The 17,481-nt window shown below is 69.5% G+C and carries 15 protein-coding genes; 4 read left to right on the top strand and 11 right to left on the bottom strand.

The features are described 5' to 3' along the window. Positions 1–213: 213 nt before the first annotated feature. The 6 genes from BN996_RS12215 to BN996_RS12190 all read right to left on the bottom strand — a co-directional run bounded on the left by BN996_RS12215 (position 214) and on the right by BN996_RS12190 (position 5,192). Positions 214–663, bottom strand: a complete 450-nt coding sequence (locus BN996_RS12215; RefSeq protein WP_089779363.1) for a DUF6069 family protein — start codon at positions 661–663, stop codon at positions 214–216. A 158-nt stretch (positions 664–821) separates the two neighbouring features. Then, positions 822–3,635, bottom strand: a complete 2,814-nt coding sequence (locus BN996_RS12210) for an aconitate hydratase (protein ID WP_089779361.1) — start codon at positions 3,633–3,635, stop codon at positions 822–824. 108 nt (positions 3,636–3,743) lie between these two features. Continuing rightward, entirely contained in the window at positions 3,744–3,926 is a 183-nt protein-coding gene (locus BN996_RS12205) for a hypothetical protein (protein ID WP_089779359.1), read from the bottom strand. Between the two features lie 10 nt (positions 3,927–3,936). Continuing rightward, a complete protein-coding gene (locus BN996_RS12200) occupies positions 3,937–4,356 on the bottom strand; it encodes a DUF7539 family protein (RefSeq protein WP_089779357.1) in 420 nt (139 codons plus the stop codon). Between the two features lie 70 nt (positions 4,357–4,426). After that, a complete protein-coding gene (locus BN996_RS12195; protein WP_089779354.1) occupies positions 4,427–4,693 on the bottom strand; it encodes a glutaredoxin family protein in 267 nt (88 codons plus the stop codon). 73 nt (positions 4,694–4,766) lie between these two features. Then, positions 4,767–5,192, bottom strand: coding sequence for a CopG family ribbon-helix-helix protein (locus BN996_RS12190; protein WP_004970423.1), 426 nt, complete (start codon positions 5,190–5,192; stop codon positions 4,767–4,769). Between the two features lie 262 nt (positions 5,193–5,454). On the opposite strand from BN996_RS12190, the gene BN996_RS12185 reads away from it, so the two are divergent. Both BN996_RS12185 and BN996_RS20165 read left to right on the top strand, forming a co-directional pair. Then, a complete protein-coding gene (locus BN996_RS12185) occupies positions 5,455–5,952 on the top strand; it encodes a DUF7344 domain-containing protein (protein ID WP_042665845.1) in 498 nt (165 codons plus the stop codon). Between the two features lie 152 nt (positions 5,953–6,104). Further along, positions 6,105–6,272: a hypothetical protein gene (locus BN996_RS20165; protein ID WP_167344134.1), complete on the top strand. Its 168-nt coding sequence runs from the start codon at positions 6,105–6,107 to the stop codon at positions 6,270–6,272. 39 nt (positions 6,273–6,311) lie between these two features. Here BN996_RS20165 and BN996_RS12180 read toward each other — a convergent pair whose 3' ends face one another. From BN996_RS12180 to mutS, 5 genes are all read right to left on the bottom strand, one after another. Then, positions 6,312–6,956 carry a DUF6663 family protein gene (locus BN996_RS12180; protein WP_089779352.1) on the bottom strand — a complete coding sequence of 215 codons (645 nt, stop codon included), beginning with the start codon at positions 6,954–6,956 and terminating at the stop codon, positions 6,312–6,314. Between the two features lie 71 nt (positions 6,957–7,027). Next, positions 7,028–7,984 carry a bifunctional 2-dehydro-3-deoxygluconokinase/2-dehydro-3-deoxygalactonokinase gene (gene kdgK1, locus BN996_RS12175; protein ID WP_089779349.1) on the bottom strand — a complete coding sequence of 319 codons (957 nt, stop codon included), beginning with the start codon at positions 7,982–7,984 and terminating at the stop codon, positions 7,028–7,030. An 88-nt stretch (positions 7,985–8,072) separates the two neighbouring features. Continuing rightward, a complete protein-coding gene (locus BN996_RS12170) occupies positions 8,073–8,375 on the bottom strand; it encodes a hypothetical protein (RefSeq protein WP_042665842.1) in 303 nt (100 codons plus the stop codon). A 109-nt stretch (positions 8,376–8,484) separates the two neighbouring features. Then, the gene (mutL, locus tag BN996_RS12165) at positions 8,485–10,716 is read right to left on the bottom strand and encodes a DNA mismatch repair endonuclease MutL (RefSeq protein WP_089779347.1); all 2,232 of its coding nucleotides are present in this window, start codon (positions 10,714–10,716) and stop codon (positions 8,485–8,487) included. Then, complete coding sequence (gene mutS / locus BN996_RS12160) at positions 10,713–13,472, bottom strand: DNA mismatch repair protein MutS (RefSeq protein WP_089779345.1); 2,760 nt, start codon at positions 13,470–13,472, stop codon at positions 10,713–10,715. Before mutS ends, mutL begins: the two co-directional genes overlap by 4 nt. Positions 13,473–13,756: 284 nt before the next feature. On the opposite strand from mutS, the gene BN996_RS12155 reads away from it, so the two are divergent. Together BN996_RS12155 and BN996_RS12150 are read left to right on the top strand one after the other, a co-directional pair. Further along, positions 13,757–14,935, top strand: a complete 1,179-nt coding sequence (locus BN996_RS12155) for an ABC transporter substrate-binding protein (protein ID WP_394326170.1) — start codon at positions 13,757–13,759, stop codon at positions 14,933–14,935. Continuing rightward, positions 14,932–17,388 carry a methyl-accepting chemotaxis protein gene (locus tag BN996_RS12150; RefSeq protein WP_089779343.1) on the top strand — a complete coding sequence of 819 codons (2,457 nt, stop codon included), beginning with the start codon at positions 14,932–14,934 and terminating at the stop codon, positions 17,386–17,388. Before BN996_RS12155 ends, BN996_RS12150 begins: the two co-directional genes overlap by 4 nt. The last annotated feature ends 93 nt before the right edge of the window (positions 17,389–17,481 follow it).

The following is a 17,481-nucleotide window of genomic DNA, read 5'->3' as shown; positions in this document are numbered from 1 at the left end:
CGCCGCACGCGAGCGCGCCGCGTCGGTTCGGTCCCGACGACCGTTGGGACTCCTTGTCGGCCATATTCTTTAGGGCGGCCTAAAACAACATAGTGTCTTCGGTTTTTAGGCTATCCTAAATAGTGGTCGCACGGTGGCAGACGGGGCACCGACCGCGTCGCCACGGTCGGTTCGCGGCGGTGCAGTCGGGGCCGGACGCCGGCGGTCGGGCGGTCACTCCTCGGTCGCGTCCGGGCGGGTTCCCTTCGGGACGCCCCAGCCGAGTTCAGTGAGCGACGCCACGCAGACCGCCGCGACGACGACGTGCATTACCATCAGCACGACCACGCCCGGCACCGTCGCGCCGGGGTCGGCGTACAGGAGTCCGATGTCGGGGAGGAACGACGCCACGAGCACCGCGCCGGCGACCCTGACGAACGTCCGGTCCGCGTCGGCGACGCGCCCCGTGAACAGCCCGTAGACGAGCGTCGCCCCGACCGCGCCGCCGGCCGAGAAGAGCACGACCGGCGGGTACGAAAGCGGCGCGAAGGGCTCTACGAGCCCCGTTTCGAGGACGAGCGTCAACAGGAGCGCGTTCGCGACGGCCGCGACCGCCGCGGTCGCAAGCCCGCGACGCGTGAGGTCCGTCCACGTCGGGCGGACCGCGGGTGTCACGGTTGCCATGCTAGTAAGTAGCACGCGCCGGGTGAAGAATCTACGCGTCTTCGGCGATTCGTGACGCTCCGTGAGTCCGACACGCGGGTCGAAACCGGTCGGGGCGTCGGCCCGACTCAGTTGCCCGGTTCACCTCCCCGATTCGGCCTGCCGACTGCCTCCCCGACTCAGTTCTCGGTCAGGAGGCGACGGAGCACGTAGTGGAGGATGCCGCCGTTTTCGACGTACGTCACCGCGGCGGGCGTCCCGACCTGCGCGGTCACGTCGAACTCGATTTCGGTCCCGTCGTCCCTCGTGGCGACGACGGTCAGTTCGTCGTTGACTTCGAGGCCGTCGTCGAGGCCGCGGATGTCGAACTGCTCGGAGCCGTCGAGGCCGAGCGATTCCCACGAGTCGCCGTCTTCGAACTGGAGCGGGAGGACGCCCATGCCGACGAGGTTGTCGCGGTAGATGCGCTCGTAGCTCTCGGCGATGGTGGCGCGAACGCCGAGGAGGTCCGTGCCCTTGGCCGCCCAGTCGCGGCTGGAGCCGGTCCCGAACTCGACGCCCGAGAGGACGACGAGCGGGGTCCCCTCCTCGCGGTAGCGCTGGCTCGCCTCGAAGACGGTCGTCTCCTCGCCCGTCGGGTGGTGAATCGTGTAGCCGCCCTCCACGTCGTTGAGCATCTGGTTCTCGATGCGGACGTTGGCGAACGTCCCGCGCATCATCACCTCGTGGTTCCCGCGGCGGGAGCCGTAAGTGTTGAAGTCCACGGGGTCGACGCCGTGGTCCATGAGCCACTGGCCGGCCGGGAGTTTCGACCCGAACGGCCCGGCGGGGCTGATGTGGTCGGTCGTCACCGTGTCGCCGAGCGTCAGGAGACAGCGGGCGTCCTCGATGTCGGAGACGCCGGGTTTCTCCAGCGGGAACTCCGTGAAGAACGGCGGCTCGCGGATGTAGGTCGACTCGTCGTCCCAGTCGTACACGTCGCCGGTCGGCGCTTCGAGCGCCTCCCAGCGCTCGTCGCCCTCGAACACCTCGGCGTACTTCTCGCGGAACATCGAGGGGTCGACGCTGTCGTGAATCGTCTCACGGACCTCGTCGGCGTCCGGCCAGATGTCCGCGAGGTAGACCGCGTTGCCGTCGTCGTCGGTTCCGAGCGGGTCGGTTTCGAGGTCGATGTCCATCCGCCCGGCGAGGCCGTAGGCGACGACGAGCGGCGGGCTGGCGAGGTAGTTCGCGCGAATCTTCGGGTGGATGCGCGCCTCGAAGTTGCGGTTGCCGCTGAGGACGCTCGTCGTCCACAGGCCGTGTTCGTCGATGGCGTTCTCGATGGGTTCGGGGAGCGGCCCGGCGTTGCCGATGCAGGTGGTACAGCCGTAGCCGACCACGTCGTAGCCGAGCGCTTCGAGGTGCGGGAGCAGGTCGGCCTTCTTCAGGTACTCCGTGACGACGCGACTCCCCGGCGCGAGGCTCGTCTTGACGTAGTCGGGCACGTCGAGGCCCTTCTCCAGCGCGTTGCGCGCGAGGAGGCCCGCGGCGACCATGACCGAGGGGTTCGAGGTGTTCGTACAGGACGTGATGGCGCTGACGACGACGCTCCCGTGGCCGATTTCGACCGTCTCGCCGTCGAGGTCGACCTCGACGCGCTTCGTCAGTTCGCCGAGGTCGGGCTCCTCGGGTGCCGCCTCGGGCGTCTCGGTCAGCGTCCCGCCGTCGCCCGCGAGTTCGCCGTCGCCGCCGTCGCCTCCCTCGCCGAGCCAGCGGACGATGGCCTCCTCGTCGACGTCGTCGACGACCTCCTCGAACTCGCCGTGGAGCAGTTTCCGGAAGTGCGTCTTCATGTCGCCCATCGGGACGCGGTCCTGTGGGCGCTTCGGCCCGGCGAGGCTCGGTTCGACCGCCGAGAGGTCCACGTCGACCGTCTCCGTGTACTCGGGGTGTTGCTCGCCGAAGAGGCCCTGCGCGTCGAGGTACTCGCGGACGAGTTCGATGTGTTCGGGCTCGCGGCCCGTGAGTTCGAGGTAGTCCAGCGTCGCCTCGTCGACCGGGAAGACGCTGATGGTCGACCCCTGTTCGGGGGCCATGTTGGAGATGGTCGCCCGGTCGGGGACCGAGAGGTTCCCCACGCCGGGGCCGAAGAACTCGACGAACCGGTCGACGACGCCGACCTCGCGGAGCTGTTCGGTGACGTGCAACACGAGGTCGGTCGCGGTCGCGCCCTCGGGGAGTTCGCCGTCGAGTCTGACGCCGACGACCTCGGGGAGTTTCATCGTGATGGGCTGGCCGAGCATCGCCGCCTCGGCCTCGATGCCGCCGACGCCCCAGCCGACGACGCCGATGCCGCCTATCATGGGCGTGTGGCTGTCGGTGCCGACGAGCGTGTCGGGGAGGAGCCAGCGGTCGCCGCGCCACTCGCGGTCGTGGACGACGCGCCCGAGGTGTTCGAGGTTCACCTGGTGGACGATGCCCGTCCCCGGCGGGACGACGCTGAAGTTGTCGAAGGCGTTCTGCGCCCACTTGAGCGCCTTGTAGCGCTCGGCGTTGCGCTCGTACTCCAACTCGACGTTCTTCTCGTAGGCGTCGGGCGAGCCGAAGAAGTCGACCTGCACGCTGTGGTCGATGACGAGGTCACACGGAACCTCGGGTTCGACGATTCTCGGGTCCTTGCCGGCGCGGTCGGCCGCCGACCGGAGCGCCGCGAGGTCGACGACCGCGGGCACGCCCGTCAGGTCCTGTAGCACCACGCGGGACGGCGTGAACGGGACTTCGACGTTCGGCACGTCCGGCTCCCACGAGGCGGCGTTTCGCACGTCCTCCTCGGTGACGATGTCGCCGTCGACGTTCCGAATCACCGACTCCAGCAGGATGCGGATGCTCACCGGCAGCCTGTCGAGTTCGCAGAGGCCCTGTTCTTCGAGAACGGTCAGGTCCGCCATCTTGTACGTGGTTCCGCCGTGTTCGAACTCACGGATGGCGTCCAGCGTATCTACGTCGCTCATCGTCGACCGTTAGGGTCTCCGCGGGCTTGAATGCGGGACTCGTTCTCACGTCGTCGGAATCGAGGCGAACGGAGGGGCAGAACGGTACCATCTACAGGGGGCCGCGGCTCACGGCGACCGCGGGTGGGACTTCCCCAGTTCGCCGGCGACGATGACGCCGCCGTGTTCGAGAAGCGCGTACGAACAGTCCCAACAGCTGTACCGCAGGTCGTGGCCGCGGGCGACGACCACGTCGGCGCGCTCGCCGCAGCGATAACAGGCACGGCGGCCCGCCGGGTGGATGACGCGCATCGCCCTCGGACTACTCCTCGGGGACGCCCGCGACGCCGACGAACTCGTTGACCTCGTCTTGGACGTACCGGCGGACGCGCTCGCAGTAGTCCCACAGGAGGTCGTTGAACTGCTCTCGCTCCGGCTCGGTCAGGCTCTCGCCGCCCCGGGACCACGACGCCGGAATCTCGGGGTGTCGGGTGCAGACGACCGAAATCGGGTGGTTCTTCGGATGTCCCATGACGACGGCGTACTCGTCCGTGCCCCAGAGCCCGTCGTCGCCGTCGCCCGCGAGTTCCGCGTCCACCTCGTCGAGAAGCTGTCGCTCCTCGGACGTGACGGCGGCGTCGTCCCCGGCGAACAGCTCGCGGTACGCCCGGTCGCGGGCCGTGTACGTCCACCCGTCGAGCCGCTCCCGCGCCCCTCGAAGGAGTCGTCTATCAGCTTCCATGCGTACCAAAAGGCGCGCCGAGGTGATAGGCGTAGGCCCGTTTCGCTCCGTCACCTCCCGTCCCGTCGATTCAGTCGAGCGACCGCGCCGCGGTCAGTTTCTCCCTGAGCCGGTCGGCGTCGACGCGGAACTTGAACGCGGGTCGGCCGTCGACGTAGACGTACGGCACGCGCTCGCCGTACGTCTCGCGGAGTTCGTCGTCGGCGTCGACGTTCACGAGGTCGATATCGACCGGGACGTCCGCCTCCTCGGCGACGTCGCGGACGGTCGCCTCCGCCTCGTCGCAGAGGTGGCACTCCGTGCGCGTGTAGATGACGATGGGGACGGCGTCGCTCATCGACGGATGTCGTCGCCGCGGCCTGTTGAGTCTTCTCGTCGGCGTCGTCCCCGGCGGCGGTTGTCCCGAACCGTCAGTCCTCGACGATGCCCGTGAACTCGTCGACCGGCATCACCGAGTAGTCGACGCTCAGGGTGTCGCGGGTCGCGCGAATCTTCCCGACGAACGTCGAGATGTCCGAGAGCTGTCCTTCGAGGACGAACAGCTCCATGCAGTAGTGGTTGCCGACGTGGTTGTGGAAGTTCGACTTCACGAGGCCCTCGTACTCGTGTCGCAGGCCCATCATCCGCTCTTCGACGGCGGTCGTCTCGTAGTCGAAGATGACGGTGACGACGGCCATCAGCTCGCGGTCTTCGAGCTTCTTGTCTTCGAACTCGCCGAGGAGGTTTCGGGCAGCCTCCCTGACGACCTCGCTTCGCCCCGTGTAGCCGTGCTCGCCGGCGAACGAGTCGATTCGTTCCAGAAGCTCCTCCGGCATGGAGACGCTGACGACGGTCATATATTAACTCCGATGGGTAATCCTATTAAAGATTCGTATCGCTCCCCGAATCGTCTTCGCTCGCGCCGCGACGGGGGAACGGTGCCTGATGTATCTGTTGGCCGACCCCGCCGCGGATATCGGTCGCCGATTCGCGTCGAAACCGCGGCTGACGGGGGTTTCGTCCGGGTGTTCTGCCGCCGTCGGCGTTTTCGATTCAGATACCGGAGGCGAACTGTTGATATAGGAGAAGCGACCAGTCACAAATCGATCGAATCCTCGTATGGCGACAACATCCGAACCCGGACTCTCCGAGACGCGAATTCACGAGGTACTGAGTAACGACCGCCGTCGGATGGCCATCGAGTTCCTCCAAGGCGGCGACCTGACCCTCCGAGAACTCTCGGAGCGCATCGCGGAAGCCGAGACCGGGGAGTCGCCGCCGCCGCGAAACATCCGACAGAGCGCCTACGTCTCGCTGCAACAGACCCACATCCCGAAGCTCGCCGAGCTCGACATCGTGACCTACGACGAGGAGTCGAAGGTCGTCTCGCTGGCCGAGGCCGGCGACGTGACGGTCTACATGGAAGTGGTCCCCGAGGGCGAACTCTCGTGGAGCGAGTACTACGCCGCCCTCGCCGCGCTCGGTATCGTCCTCATGATCGCCGTCGTCGTCGGCGTCCCCGTCGTCTCGAACGTCGGCGCGCCCGCCCTCGCCGCGCTCGTTTTCGCCGTCCTCGGCGGCTCGGCGGTCTACCAGCGTTGGTCACAGGAGCGCTGACGCGCTTCGTCGCCCCGCTTTTCTGTCGATTTCCCGTCCCCCGCCCTTCGCAACCGGCCGGACTCCCTTTCGACCGCTCGACGCTCGGAGACGACGGGGACGCCGACGCCCGCCGGCGTGACAGTTAGGTCGTCTCCGCCACGACTCGGCGTATGCACGACTCGGACGACCCGGACGGGCCGCCGACGGTCTGCGACGAGTGCGGCGCGAGACACTCGTTTCGGCGGCGGTACGTCACCGGCGGCGGCTGGCGAACCGTCTACCGGTGTTCCGAGTGCGGGTCCCGCGCGTCGAGCGACGCCGACGACGGCCCCGCGTGACCGAGCGAGTCGCGGCGGGAGTTGGCGGCGACCGCGGCGTCAGCAGTAGGTGTCGCGCATCGTCCGCGCGAACAGCCCCTCGCGGTCGAGCGCGATGGCGACGAGGACGAACTCCTCGTCGAGGGGGCGCAGGACGAACACCTCGCGGGGCGCGTCCGGCGCGTCGGTCTCGTCGTCGAGGCGGTCCAAAAGCGGGTCCAGCGGGACGACGCCGTCGCCGAACTCGTCGAACAGGTCGCGCGCGCCGGGCTGTTTCGCGAAGACGTAGAGCACGGCGTTCGGGTCGCCGTCGGTGCCGTAGGTGACGCGCGAGCCGATGGCCTCGCCGTCGCCGGTCGCCCGCCACGTCTCGCGGGCGGCCTCGAACAGCCCCGTCGCGGCCCCGACGAACCGAAAGCGGGTCCGGTCGCGGACCGTCACGGCCGCAAAGCGCGGGTCGCCGTCCTCCCAGCGCAGGGTGGCCTCGATTTCGTTGCCGGGTTCGAGCGCCGAGACGCGCTCGGCGAGGTCGCCGCCGTAGCCGGTCTGCGGCACGTAGGTCGGCGAGTAGGCGTCGTCGGCGTCGGTCTCGACGGCCGGGTCGGTCCAGTCGATACGCTCGTCGGGGAGTTCGAGCAAGAGGAGTTCGTCTCCGTCGCGCGGACTGCGATAAACCCGGAACCGGCCGGCCGTCGTGACCTCCATATCCGCGGCTACTGGGCGGACGGAAATACGCCTGCCGGTCGGCCGTCCGGTCGTCGGGACACCCGTCGGCGTTACCGCGAGATGCCGTCGCCCTCGTCGGCGACGACGCGCTCGACGTCCTCGGGGTTGACGACGGCGATGTCGCCTTCGACCGTCCGCTTGAACGACGCCGTCGCCGAGGCCCACTCCAGCGACTCGGCCACGCTTCCCCCGCCGAGGTGCTTTGCGAGATAGCCGCCGACGAAGGCGTCGCCGGTGCCGATGGCGTCGTACGTCTCGGCCTCGTAGACGCCCTGTTCGAACACCGCGCCGTCGGACACCGCGAGCGACCCCGCCTCGCCGCGGGTGACGACGACAGTCTCGATGTCGTAGTCTTCGGCGAGTCCGCGGGCGACGGACTCGGCGTCGCCGTCGCGCCCGAGGACGGTCGCCGCGTCGCGCTCGGCGGCGAAAAGCAGGTCGATAGAACCGAGCAGGTCGCGGTAGGCCTCGGCGGCCTCGTCGGGCGACCAGAGCTTCGTCCGGTAGTTCAGGTCGAAGGCGGTCATCGTCCCGGCGTCCTGCGCCGCGTCGAGCACGTCGGCCGTGGTCTCGCGGAGCGTCTCGGAGAGCGCGGGCGTGATGCCGGTCGTGTAGCACACCTCGGCGTCGCGGACGGCGTCGAGGTCGAACTCGTCCGTCTCCAGCGTCGTCACGGCCGCGTCGGCGCGGTCGTAGACGACGTTCGTCGGGCGCGGGGCCGCCCCGTGTTCGAGGTAGTACACCCCCTGTCGGGAGTCGTCGGCCCAGACGACGCCGTCGGTGTCGACGCCGTGGCTCCGGAGTTCGCCGACGATTCGCCGGCCGAGCGGCGAGTCCGGGAGCTTCGAGCACCACGCGGCGTCCCGTCCGAGTCGGGCGACGGCGACGGCGACGTTGCTCTCCGCGCCGCCCGCCTGCACTTCGAGTTCGCGGGCGGTTTCGAGTCGCTCGCCACGCGGCGGCGACAGCCGAAGCATCGTCTCGCCGAAGGTCACGAATGCGGTCATGAGAGGCCGTTCGCGGGCGCGATATAAACCTCCGGCGTTGCCGTCGAACGAAGCGCCCGCGGTCGATTCGGCCGCCCTCCCGGCCGGGTCACGCGGAGGTCAACCGTCTGACGAGGTAGATGAACGCGATGGGGATGCTCAGGAACGGAACCGCCACGAGGTAGTACACGGGTGAGGGAACCCAGTCGCTCTCGCGGGCGAGGTCGAGTCGGTCGACGTGGAGCGCCAGCGGCCCGACGACCACGGCGGCCGCCGTCCCGTAGAGCCGAATCGCCTGCCCGACCGCGTCGGCCCACGGCGGCACGCTCGGCCCCGTCGCCGCGGTGAAGAGGTACGAGACGACGAGCACCAGCGGCCCGAAGCAGATGCCCAGAAAGACCAGCGGGTTCATCGCCTCCACCGTCTCGGTGCCCGGACTTGAATCCTCGCCGATGCTATCGCTTCCGAGAATCGGCGGCCGGGTCGCGGACAGCGGCGGGCAACGCGACCGACCCGCTCGGTTACTCCTCGCTTCGCCGCCCGCCGTGGCCGGGGTAGTCGCGCTCGAAGCGCGAGGCGATTTCGTCGCGGTCGAACTCGACGATGACCGGTCGGCCGTGGGGGCAGGCGTAGGGGTTCTCGCAGTCGTCGAGCGCCGCGAGCAGGTCGAGCACGGAGCCCTCCCGGAGCGACGTGTTGCCCGTAATCGAGGGGTAGCACGCGAGGTCGGACAGCAGTTCGTCGGCGACGGCGTCGACGGTCTTCCGGCCGCCGTCGACCTCCTCGCGGACGAACGCCGTCAGCGCGTCGCGGAGCAGTTCGGGGTCGAGCGCGGCGTCGAACACCGCCGGCACGGTCCGCACCGAGACGGTCCGCTCGCCGGTTCGCCCGGCGTGGAAGCCCACCTGCGCCAGCGCCTCGCGGTACTCCTCGAACAGCGCCGCCTCCCGCGCGGTGAGTTCGAGTTCGACCGACTCGGCCAGCGCCTGCGTCGGCGTGTCGCCCTCGACTTCGCCCTTCAGGCGCTCGTAGTTCACGCGCTCGTCGGCGGCGTGCTGGTCGACGAGGACCAGCCCCTCGTCGGTCTCGGCGACGATGTAGGTGTCCGCGAGTTGGCCGATGATTCGCATCGACGGCAGCGAGTCGAACTCGGGCGAGAGGTCCGCCTCCTCGCCCGAGAGGTCGCGCTGGGTCGTCGGCGCGGCGATGCGCGAGGGAGGGCTTCGGGACGCGTTTTCGTCCCCCTCCGACTCGGCCGACGACGCCGCGTCCGGCGTCGGTTCAGATTCGTCCCCGTCGTCGGTCGAAAGCGACGACTGGTCTGTCGTCTCCGGCCCCGGCGCGAGGTCGTACTCGCGGGGCGGCGTCGGCGACGCGGACGACGGGTTCGAGGTCTGAGCGGGCGATTCGGCGGGCGTCTCGGTAGTCGAACCGGACGCGTCGCTGTCAGCCGAATTGTCGGAACCGACTCCCGCCCCCCGTTCAGTTGCAGGCGTGGTGTCCGGGTCGGCGTCGTCGGTCGCGGTCGCGTCCGAGTTCGCCCGAGCGCCCGACTCGCGGGCCGCTCGTGACTCCCGAGCCTCCCGCGCCGACTGCACGTCCCGCGCTGACGTGGGTTCCGCACCGCCCGATTCGCCGTCTGACGCCGACTCCCGGACTTCGTGGGGGTCCAGTTGCGCCGCGTCGTCGTCCGACGAACCGGGTTCGATAGCCGCCTCGTCGGCTTTCGACCGGCCCCGCGGGGCCGACGACCGGACGAGACCGTGGCTCAGGAGGGCGTCTTCGACCGCCTCGGTCACCTCGCGCTTGACGCCCGCCTCGTCGTTCCAGCGGACCTCCATCTTCCGCGGGTGGACGTTCACGTCCACGGCGTCGGGCGCGACGTCGACGAACAGCACCGCGAAGGGGTACCGGTCGGCGTCGAGTTGGCCGCCGTAGGCGTCGAGGACGGCCTCGCGGAGCACGCGGTCGGTGACGTAGCGGTCGTTGACGAACGTCGAGAGGTAGTCGCGGGCGCTCCGGGTCGTCTCGGGGTGGCTCACGAGCCCCGAGACGGAGACGCCGGGGGCGTCGTGTTCGACCGGGACCATCGACTCCGCGACCTCGCGGCCGTACACCGAGAGCACGGTCGATTGCAGGTCGCCGCGGCCCTCCGTGGCGAACACCTCGCGGTCGTCGTGTTCGAGCGAGACGGCCACGTCGGGGTTGGCGAGCGCGTAGTGGGTGACGACCGCGTTGACGTGGTCGAACTCGGTCGCCGTCGTCTTGAGGAACTTCCGGCGGGCGGGCGTGTTGTAAAACAGGTCGTCGACCTCGACGACGGTCCCCTCGGGACAGCCGGCGGGTCGAATCGACTCGACCTCGCCGCCCTCGTATTTCAGCTCCGTGCCCACGTCGCCGCCGCGGGGCTTCGACCGGATGGTCAGCCGCGACACCGCGCCGATGGTGTGGAGCGCCTCGCCGCGGAAGCCGAGGGTGCCGACGCCGGCTTCGAGGTCCTCGATGTCGCCGATTTTGCTCGTCGTGTGCTCGCGGACGGCCAGTTCGAGGTCTTCTTCGCTCATGCCGACGCCGTCGTCGCGGATGCGGACGCCCTCCACGCCGCCGGCGTCGACGGCCACGGAGATGCGCGTCGCGTCCGCGTCGAGGCTGTTTTCGAACAGCTCCTTGACGACCGAGGCGGGCCGCTCGACCACCTCGCCGGCGGCGATGCGCTGGATGGTCTTCTCGTCGAGCTGTTTGATGTCGCTCATTCGCCGTCACCGCCGTCGAGTTTCGACTGCCACGCCTGCACCTTCGCCATCAGGTCCAGCGGCGACGTGGCGTTCACGTCGGTCGATCGCAGTTCGTCGAGGACGGCTTCGGTCTCCGGGTCCAGCGCGGGCTCGGCCTCGGCCTCGGTCCCGGCGTCGGCCGCCTCGGACTTCGACTCGACGGCCGCGGCCGCGTCCACCGAGCCGTTGCCCGCCGCGTCGTTGCCAGTCGCGCCGTTCGCGGGCGCGCCGGAGCCGGCCGAATCGCCGCCAGTCCCACCGACTTCGGCGACGTTCATCTGCCCGCTTCCCACGTCGAAGACGGCCTGTACGGGCTCCGAACTGCCGGAGCCCTTCGCCTCGATGGCCTTCTCCTCGCGGAGTCGGTCGAGCACGTCGGCGGCGCGGTCGACGACCGGGCGCGGAACCCCCGCCAAATCGGCGACGTGAATCCCGTAGCTCCGGTCGGTCGGCCCGTCGACGACGGTTCTGAGGAACGTCACGTCGCCGTCGCGCTCGTCGGCCGCGACGTGGACGTTGGCGACGCGGTCGAGGTGGTCCGCGAGGGTCGTCAGTTCGTGGTAGTGCGTGGCGAACAGCGTCTTCGCGCGCACCTCGTTGTGCAGGTACTCGGTGGCCGCCCACGCGATGGAGATGCCGTCGTAGGTGGCGGTCCCGCGGCCCACCTCGTCGAGGATGACGAGCGAGTCCTCGGTCGCCGAGTGGAGGATGTTCGAGAGTTCCTGCATCTCCACCATGAACGTCGAGCGGCCCTGCGCGAGTTCGTCCAGCGCGCCGACGCGAGTGTAGATACCGTCGACGACGCCGACGGTCGCCGAGCGGGCGGGGACGAAACTGCCGACCTGCGCGAGGAGCGTGATGAGCGCCGCCTGCCGCATATACGTCGATTTGCCGGACATGTTCGGCCCGGTGACGATGAGGAAGCCGCGCTCGTCGTCCATGTGCAGGTCGTTCGGGACGAAGTCGGTCGTCGTCTCCACGACCGGGTGGCGACCGGCCTCGATGTCGAGCGCCCCGGCGTCTGTGAGTTCGGGGCGCGTCCAGCCGTTGCCGGCGGCGTGGGTGGCGAGCGACGCCAGCGCGTCGATTTCGGCGATGGTCCGGCCCACGTCCTGTAAGAGTTCGGCGTGCTGAGCAACGCGCTCGCGGAGGTCCTCGAACAGTTCGTATTCGAGGTCGCCGCGGGCCTCTTCGAGCCGGAGAATCTCGCGTTCCTTCTCCTCTAACTCCTCGGTGACGAAGCGCTTGGAGTTCTTGAGCGTCTTTATCTGCCGGTAGTGGTCGGGCACCTGGTCGGCGACCGACTTGCCGACCTGGATGTAGTAGCCGTCGGTCTTGTTTCGGTCGACGGTGACGTGCGAGAGGCCGTGGGCCCGCTTCTCGCGGTCGGCGAGCGTGTCGAGCCACGACTTCGCCGACTCGTGGCGCTCGATGAGGTCGTCGAGTTCGTCGTCGTAGCCTTTCTGGAACAACCCGCCCTGTGTGACCGTCTTCGGCGGGTCCTCGGCGAGCGCATCGGCGAGTTCCGCCCTGAGGTCGGCCGCGGCGTCTCGGTCGGGCCGCGCGACGACGTCCGCGAGCGGGGAGTCCGCGAGTTCGGTCCCCTCGATGGCGTCGGCGAGCGCGGGAAGCACAGAGAGGGTGTCGCGGACCGACAGCAGGTCGGACGCGCCGGCGCTCCCGGACGCCGACCGGGAGGCGAGCCGTTCGAGGTCGTACGCTCCGTCGAGCACCTCGCGGACGCGCTCGCGGGCGAGGGCGGCAGACGCGAGCGACTGGACGGCGTCGAGTCGGCGGGCGAGTTCGTCGCGGTCGCGCCGCGGGCGGGTCAGCCACTCGCGGAGGAGTCGGCCGCCGGGCGAGGTGACGGTGTGGTCTATCGTGTCGAACAGCGACCCCGAACGGTCGCCGTGCATCGTCTCGATGAGTTCGAGGTTGCGCTGGGTGGTCGCGTCGAGTTCGAGGAGGTCCGAAGGGTGGTAGACCTGCAGGCGCGTCATCGACCGGAGGACGCCCGCGCCCGTCTCCTCGACGTAGGCGAGGACGCCGCCGGCGGCCCGAGTCGCGAGGTCGGAGTCGAGGCCGACGCTATCGACCGTGGACGCGCCGAACTGCTCGCGGACGGCGTGGCGGGCGCGACCCGGCGCGAACGCCTCGGCGGAGAAAAGCGAGAAGGAGGCGTCGGTGGCCTCGCGCAGTCGCGAGAGCGTCTCGTCGTCGCCGCGCAGGTCCGGGCCGGGGAGGACCTCGACGGGGGCGAAGCGGTAGAGTTCGGCCGCGGCGTCGTCGACGGTCGCGGCCTCGGTGACGAGGAACTGGCCGGTCGTGATGTCGGCGAACGCGAGGCCGACGCCGTCGCCGCCGGTCACGACGGCCGCGAGGAACTGCGCGTCGGCGCGCGACGTTTCGAGGAGCGTCCCCGGCGTGACGACGCGCTTTACCTCCCGGCGGAGGTCGCCGGACTCGGTCTCGTACTGGTCGGCGACGGCGACCCGGTAGCCGCGCTCGACGAGCGCCTTGAGGTAGGGCGTCAGGTCGTTCAGCGGCACGCCCGCCATCGGGTACGACGACCCGTGCGAGGACTTCTGGGAGACCGTGAGGTCGAGTTCGCGGCCGACGGTCTCGGCGTCGTCGGCGAAGAACTCGTAGAAGTCGCCGCACTGCATGGCGAGCAGGTCGGCGTCGGTCTCCTCTTTCAGCGAGAGGAACTGTCCGACGATTCCCTGAGTAGTCATGTCCGCACGTGGGCGGGCCGGCGGATAAAACGCTACGATGCCCAGACCATCGGGGGTGCGCGTGCCCCGGGTCCTGACCGCCCTGCTCGCCGACCCGACTACGGGTCGAATGGTACTACATCCATGTTTCGTGTTCGATATTGGACAATAATCCCAAAAATACAGCGTATGATAATCGGCGGCCCAAAATTATATACGGGAGCTGTCTCGGAAAATCTGTGACAGTCAGGTACGACAGACGAACGTTTCTCCGCACCGCCGCCGGCGCGGTGGGACTCGGCTCGCTGTCCGGGTGCGTGGGGACGTTCGGAACGGAGTCCGGGGAACCCGTTCGATTCGGGGCGATGTTGCCCGTCAGCGGGTCGCTGGAGCAGGTTGGAACGCACGGCAAGCGCGCCGCCGAGCAGGCGGTCGAGGACATCAACCGGGCGGGCGGCGTGCTCGGGCGACCGGTCGAACTGACCGCCGTGGACACGGAGGGGTCCGCGTCGGTCGCGACCGACGGCTACGCCTCGCTGGCCGACGCGGGCGTCGTCGGCTTCGTCGGCGGCCTCGTCAGCGACGTGTCGCTCGCGCTCGCGCCGAAGGCGGCGGCCGACGCCGTCATGGAGATGAGTCCGGCGAGCACGAACCCGCGGCTCTCGGACGCCGGGCGCGCCGACGGCCGGAAGTTCTTCGGCCGGACCGTCCCGAGCGACAGCCTGCAGGCGACCGCGATGGCGAAGATTCTCGACGCGCCGCAGTACGCCGACGCCGACCGAGTCGCCCTCCTCACCGTCGACGGAGCCTTCGGCTCCGACCTCGGAACCACGCTCGCCGACCAACTCGACGCGGAGGTCGTTACCGAGGTCAGCTACGACCCGAGCGCGGAGGGCTTCGGCGGCGTCGTCGACGAGGTGTTCGCCGACTCGCCCGACGCGGTCGGCTTCGTCAGCGTCCCCGGGCAGGAACGGGGCGTCCTCGACGCCTACGGCGCGTCCGACCACGAGGCCCCGTGGGTCTTCTCGGCGGGCCTGTTCGACGGCGAGATTCCGCCCTACTACGAGGGCTTCTACAGCGCCTCGCTGTCGTCGGTTCGAACGGACGGCTACTTCGACCTCTCCCAGCGGCTCTCCGACATCGCGCCGCTCCAGCCCTACGCGGCGAACGCCTACGACGCCTTGTTCCTCATGGCGACCGCGGCGGAGTACGCCGGCGAGGCGTCGGGTCCGGCCATCGCCGACGCCCTGCAGGTCGTCTCGGGCGGGACCGGCCACACTGTCTCCGTCGGCGAGTTCGACCGGGTTCGGACGCTCGTCGACGCCGGCCGCGAACTGAACTATCAGGGCGCGTCGAGCGGGGTCGACCTCACGGAGGCGCTCGAACCGCTGAGTTCGTACCTCGTCGAGCGGGTCCACGACGGCTCCGTCGAGCAGGTCGAGCTCCTCCAGCGCCAGTTCTTCGAGTCCGGAGGTGCGCAATGAACCCGTTCTCGCGGCTGACGAGCCTCCTCGAACGGGCGCTTCCGAACGTGATTCGCCGGCGCTACGCGGCGAAGTTCGGCGTCGTGCTCCTCCTCATCGCGCTCGTCATGGGCGGCGCGGGCGCGTACATCCACTTCGACACCAAGTCGGTCGTCGAGTCGCAGACCGAATCGCAGATTCGCGGCGCGGCGGCGACGGAGGCGAAGTCGGTCTCCGACTGGGTGACTTCGAAGGAGTCGACCGTCTCGTTCCTCGCCGAGTCGCTCGCCGACCAGCCGGCGGGCACCTCGGCGGCCGACCACCAGCGGTGGCTCGAAGGGAAGCTCATCCAGCTCTCCGGCGACGTTCGCTCGCTCCACTACGTCGACGCCGACACCGGGGCGGTCGTCGCCAGCACGACCGACAGCGCGACCGGCCAGTCGCTCGACTCGCTGTCCGCGCCGTGGGCCGACGACGCCGCGGCGCTGGCGTCGGGGCAGTCCGTGACCGTCTCCGAGCCCTACGAGTCCGGCGGCGAGCCGATCGTCGCGTTCGCCGCGCCCGTCTCCGGAGCCAACGGCGCAGTCGTCCTGACGGCGTCGCTCGAAGCCGGCTCCCACCAGTTCGAATCGCCCTACGCGACCGGCGACACCAAGGTCGTCACCGAGTCCGGGACCATCCTGTTCGACAACCGCAAGGCGTCTATCCTCGACGAGTACGCGGCCGCCGACGGCTCGTCAATCGAGGCCATCGACGCGGCGCTGTCCGGCCAGACCGGCTACGAGGTCGTCTCCGCCCGCACGGGCATGGAGTCCGGCGAGTACGCGATGGCGTACGCGCCCATCACCGGCACCGACTGGGTGCTCACCTACCACGTCCCGGCCGAACGGGCGTTCGCGCTCCAGTCGCAGGTGACGACGAACGTGATGCTCCTCGTCGCCTTCGCCGTCGGCGCGCTGTTCCTCGTCGGCGCGACCATGGGCCGCGGCACCGCGCGGTCCCTCTCGGTCGTCGCCCGCAACGCCGACGACATCGCCAGCGGCGAGGTGGACGGCGACCTCCCGAACACCGCCCGCATCGACGAGATGGGCCGGCTGTACGACTCCTTCGAGTCGATGCAGGCGTACCTGACGACCGTCGCCGGGCAGGCCGAGGCGCTCGCGGACAAGCGCTTCGACGACCCCGTCCTCGACGAGGACATCCCGGGTTCCTTCGGCGAGTCGATGGGCCGAACGCACACGGAACTGGAAGCCCTCATCACCGAACTCGAAGCGACGGCCGCCGAGTTCAGCCAGACGATGGCGGACGCCGCCGACGGCGACCTCACGCGCCGGATGTCGGAGGACGCCGACAACGACGCGATGAACGAGATGGCGCGGTCGTTCAACGACATGGCCGACGAGCTCGAAGCGACCGTCGCGGAGGTCGTCGAGTTCGCCGAGACCGTCGCCGCGGCCAGCCAGGAGGTCACCGCGAGTTCCCAGGAGATAGAGCGCGCCAGCCGGCAGGTCAGCGAGTCCACGCAGGTCATGGCCGAGGGCGCGCACGAACAGCGCGAGAACCTCCGGCAGACGACGAGCGAGACGAGCAACCTCTCTGCGACCATCGAGGAGGTCGCCTCCTCGGCGAGCGAGCTCGAAGAGACGGCCCAGCACACCCTCGAAGCGAGCGAGGACGGCCACGAGGCGGCCGCCAACGCCATCGACACCATCGAGACCGTCGAGACCCAGACCCGCCGGACGGTCGACCGCATCGAGGACCTCGAAGGCGACATGGCCGAAATCGGCGACATCGTCGAACTCATCACCGACATCGCGGAGCAGACGAACATCCTCGCGCTCAACGCGAACATCGAGGCCGCCCGCGCCGGGACGGCCGGCGAGGGCTTCTCGGTCGTCGCCAACGAGGTCAAGGAACTCGCCGGCGAGACCAAGGCCTCCGCCGAGGAAATCGAGGCGACCATCGAGGAGGTCCAAGCGAAGTCTGCGGCGTCCGTCTCCGAGATGCGCGAGACCCGCGACGCCGTCGACTCCGGCGTCGACGCGGTCCAGACCGCCCGCGACTCGCTGGACACCATCGTCGAGAACGTCCGGGAGACGACCGACGGCGTCGACGAAATCAGCCGGACCACCGACGAGCAGGCCGCCTCGACCGAGGAGGTCGCGTCGATGATGGACCGCGTGTCCGATATCAGCGACGAGACCGCCGAGCGAGCCGAGTCGGTCGCCGCCGCGGCCGAACAACAGACCGCCTCGCTCAGCGAGGTCTCCGACGGCGCGGACCGCCTCGCCACCCAGTCCGAGCGGCTGATGTCGCTCGTCTCCGAGTTCACCGTCGACCACGACGGCGCGGACCGCGACGGCGCGTTCACCGACTCCGACGCCGCTTCGGTCGCCGAACTCGACGCGCCGGCGACTGACGGCGGCCTCGACGGCGACGGCACCGACCGCACCGACGACGGCCGTTCCGACTGACTCGTCCCCGGTTTCGGCCCCCGCCGGTCCCCTTCGGCTCTCCCCCGCCCGACGACCGCTTTTCTCGACCGTTCCTCTCCCGCACCCACTCGG

It is taken from the genome of Haloferax massiliensis (assembly GCF_001368915.1).
Lineage (GTDB): Archaea > Halobacteriota > Halobacteria > Halobacteriales > Haloferacaceae > Haloferax > Haloferax massiliensis.
The sequence above is the reverse complement of the archived record's forward strand: the minus strand, read 5'-3'. Positions and strand labels throughout refer to the sequence as shown.

Coding starts and splice junctions, on each gene's coding strand:
- BN996_RS12215 (WP_089779363.1), bottom strand. CDS start 663: ATGGCAACCGTGACACCCGCGGTCCGCCCGACGTGGACGGACCTCACG.
- BN996_RS12210 (WP_089779361.1), bottom strand. CDS start 3,635: ATGAGCGACGTAGATACGCTGGACGCCATCCGTGAGTTCGAACACGGC.
- BN996_RS12205 (WP_089779359.1), bottom strand. CDS start 3,926: ATGCGCGTCATCCACCCGGCGGGCCGCCGTGCCTGTTATCGCTGCGGC.
- BN996_RS12200 (WP_089779357.1), bottom strand. CDS start 4,356: ATGGAAGCTGATAGACGACTCCTTCGAGGGGCGCGGGAGCGGCTCGAC.
- BN996_RS12195 (WP_089779354.1), bottom strand. CDS start 4,693: ATGAGCGACGCCGTCCCCATCGTCATCTACACGCGCACGGAGTGCCAC.
- BN996_RS12190 (WP_004970423.1), bottom strand. CDS start 5,192: ATGACCGTCGTCAGCGTCTCCATGCCGGAGGAGCTTCTGGAACGAATC.
- BN996_RS12185 (WP_042665845.1), top strand. CDS start 5,455: ATGGCGACAACATCCGAACCCGGACTCTCCGAGACGCGAATTCACGAG.
- BN996_RS20165 (WP_167344134.1), top strand. CDS start 6,105: ATGCACGACTCGGACGACCCGGACGGGCCGCCGACGGTCTGCGACGAG.
- BN996_RS12180 (WP_089779352.1), bottom strand. CDS start 6,956: ATGGAGGTCACGACGGCCGGCCGGTTCCGGGTTTATCGCAGTCCGCGC.
- kdgK1 (WP_089779349.1), bottom strand. CDS start 7,984: ATGACCGCATTCGTGACCTTCGGCGAGACGATGCTTCGGCTGTCGCCG.
- BN996_RS12170 (WP_042665842.1), bottom strand. CDS start 8,375: ATGAACCCGCTGGTCTTTCTGGGCATCTGCTTCGGGCCGCTGGTGCTC.
- mutL (WP_089779347.1), bottom strand. CDS start 10,716: ATGAGCGACATCAAACAGCTCGACGAGAAGACCATCCAGCGCATCGCC.
- mutS (WP_089779345.1), bottom strand. CDS start 13,472: ATGACTACTCAGGGAATCGTCGGACAGTTCCTCTCGCTGAAAGAGGAG.
- BN996_RS12150 (WP_089779343.1), top strand. CDS start 14,932: ATGAACCCGTTCTCGCGGCTGACGAGCCTCCTCGAACGGGCGCTTCCG.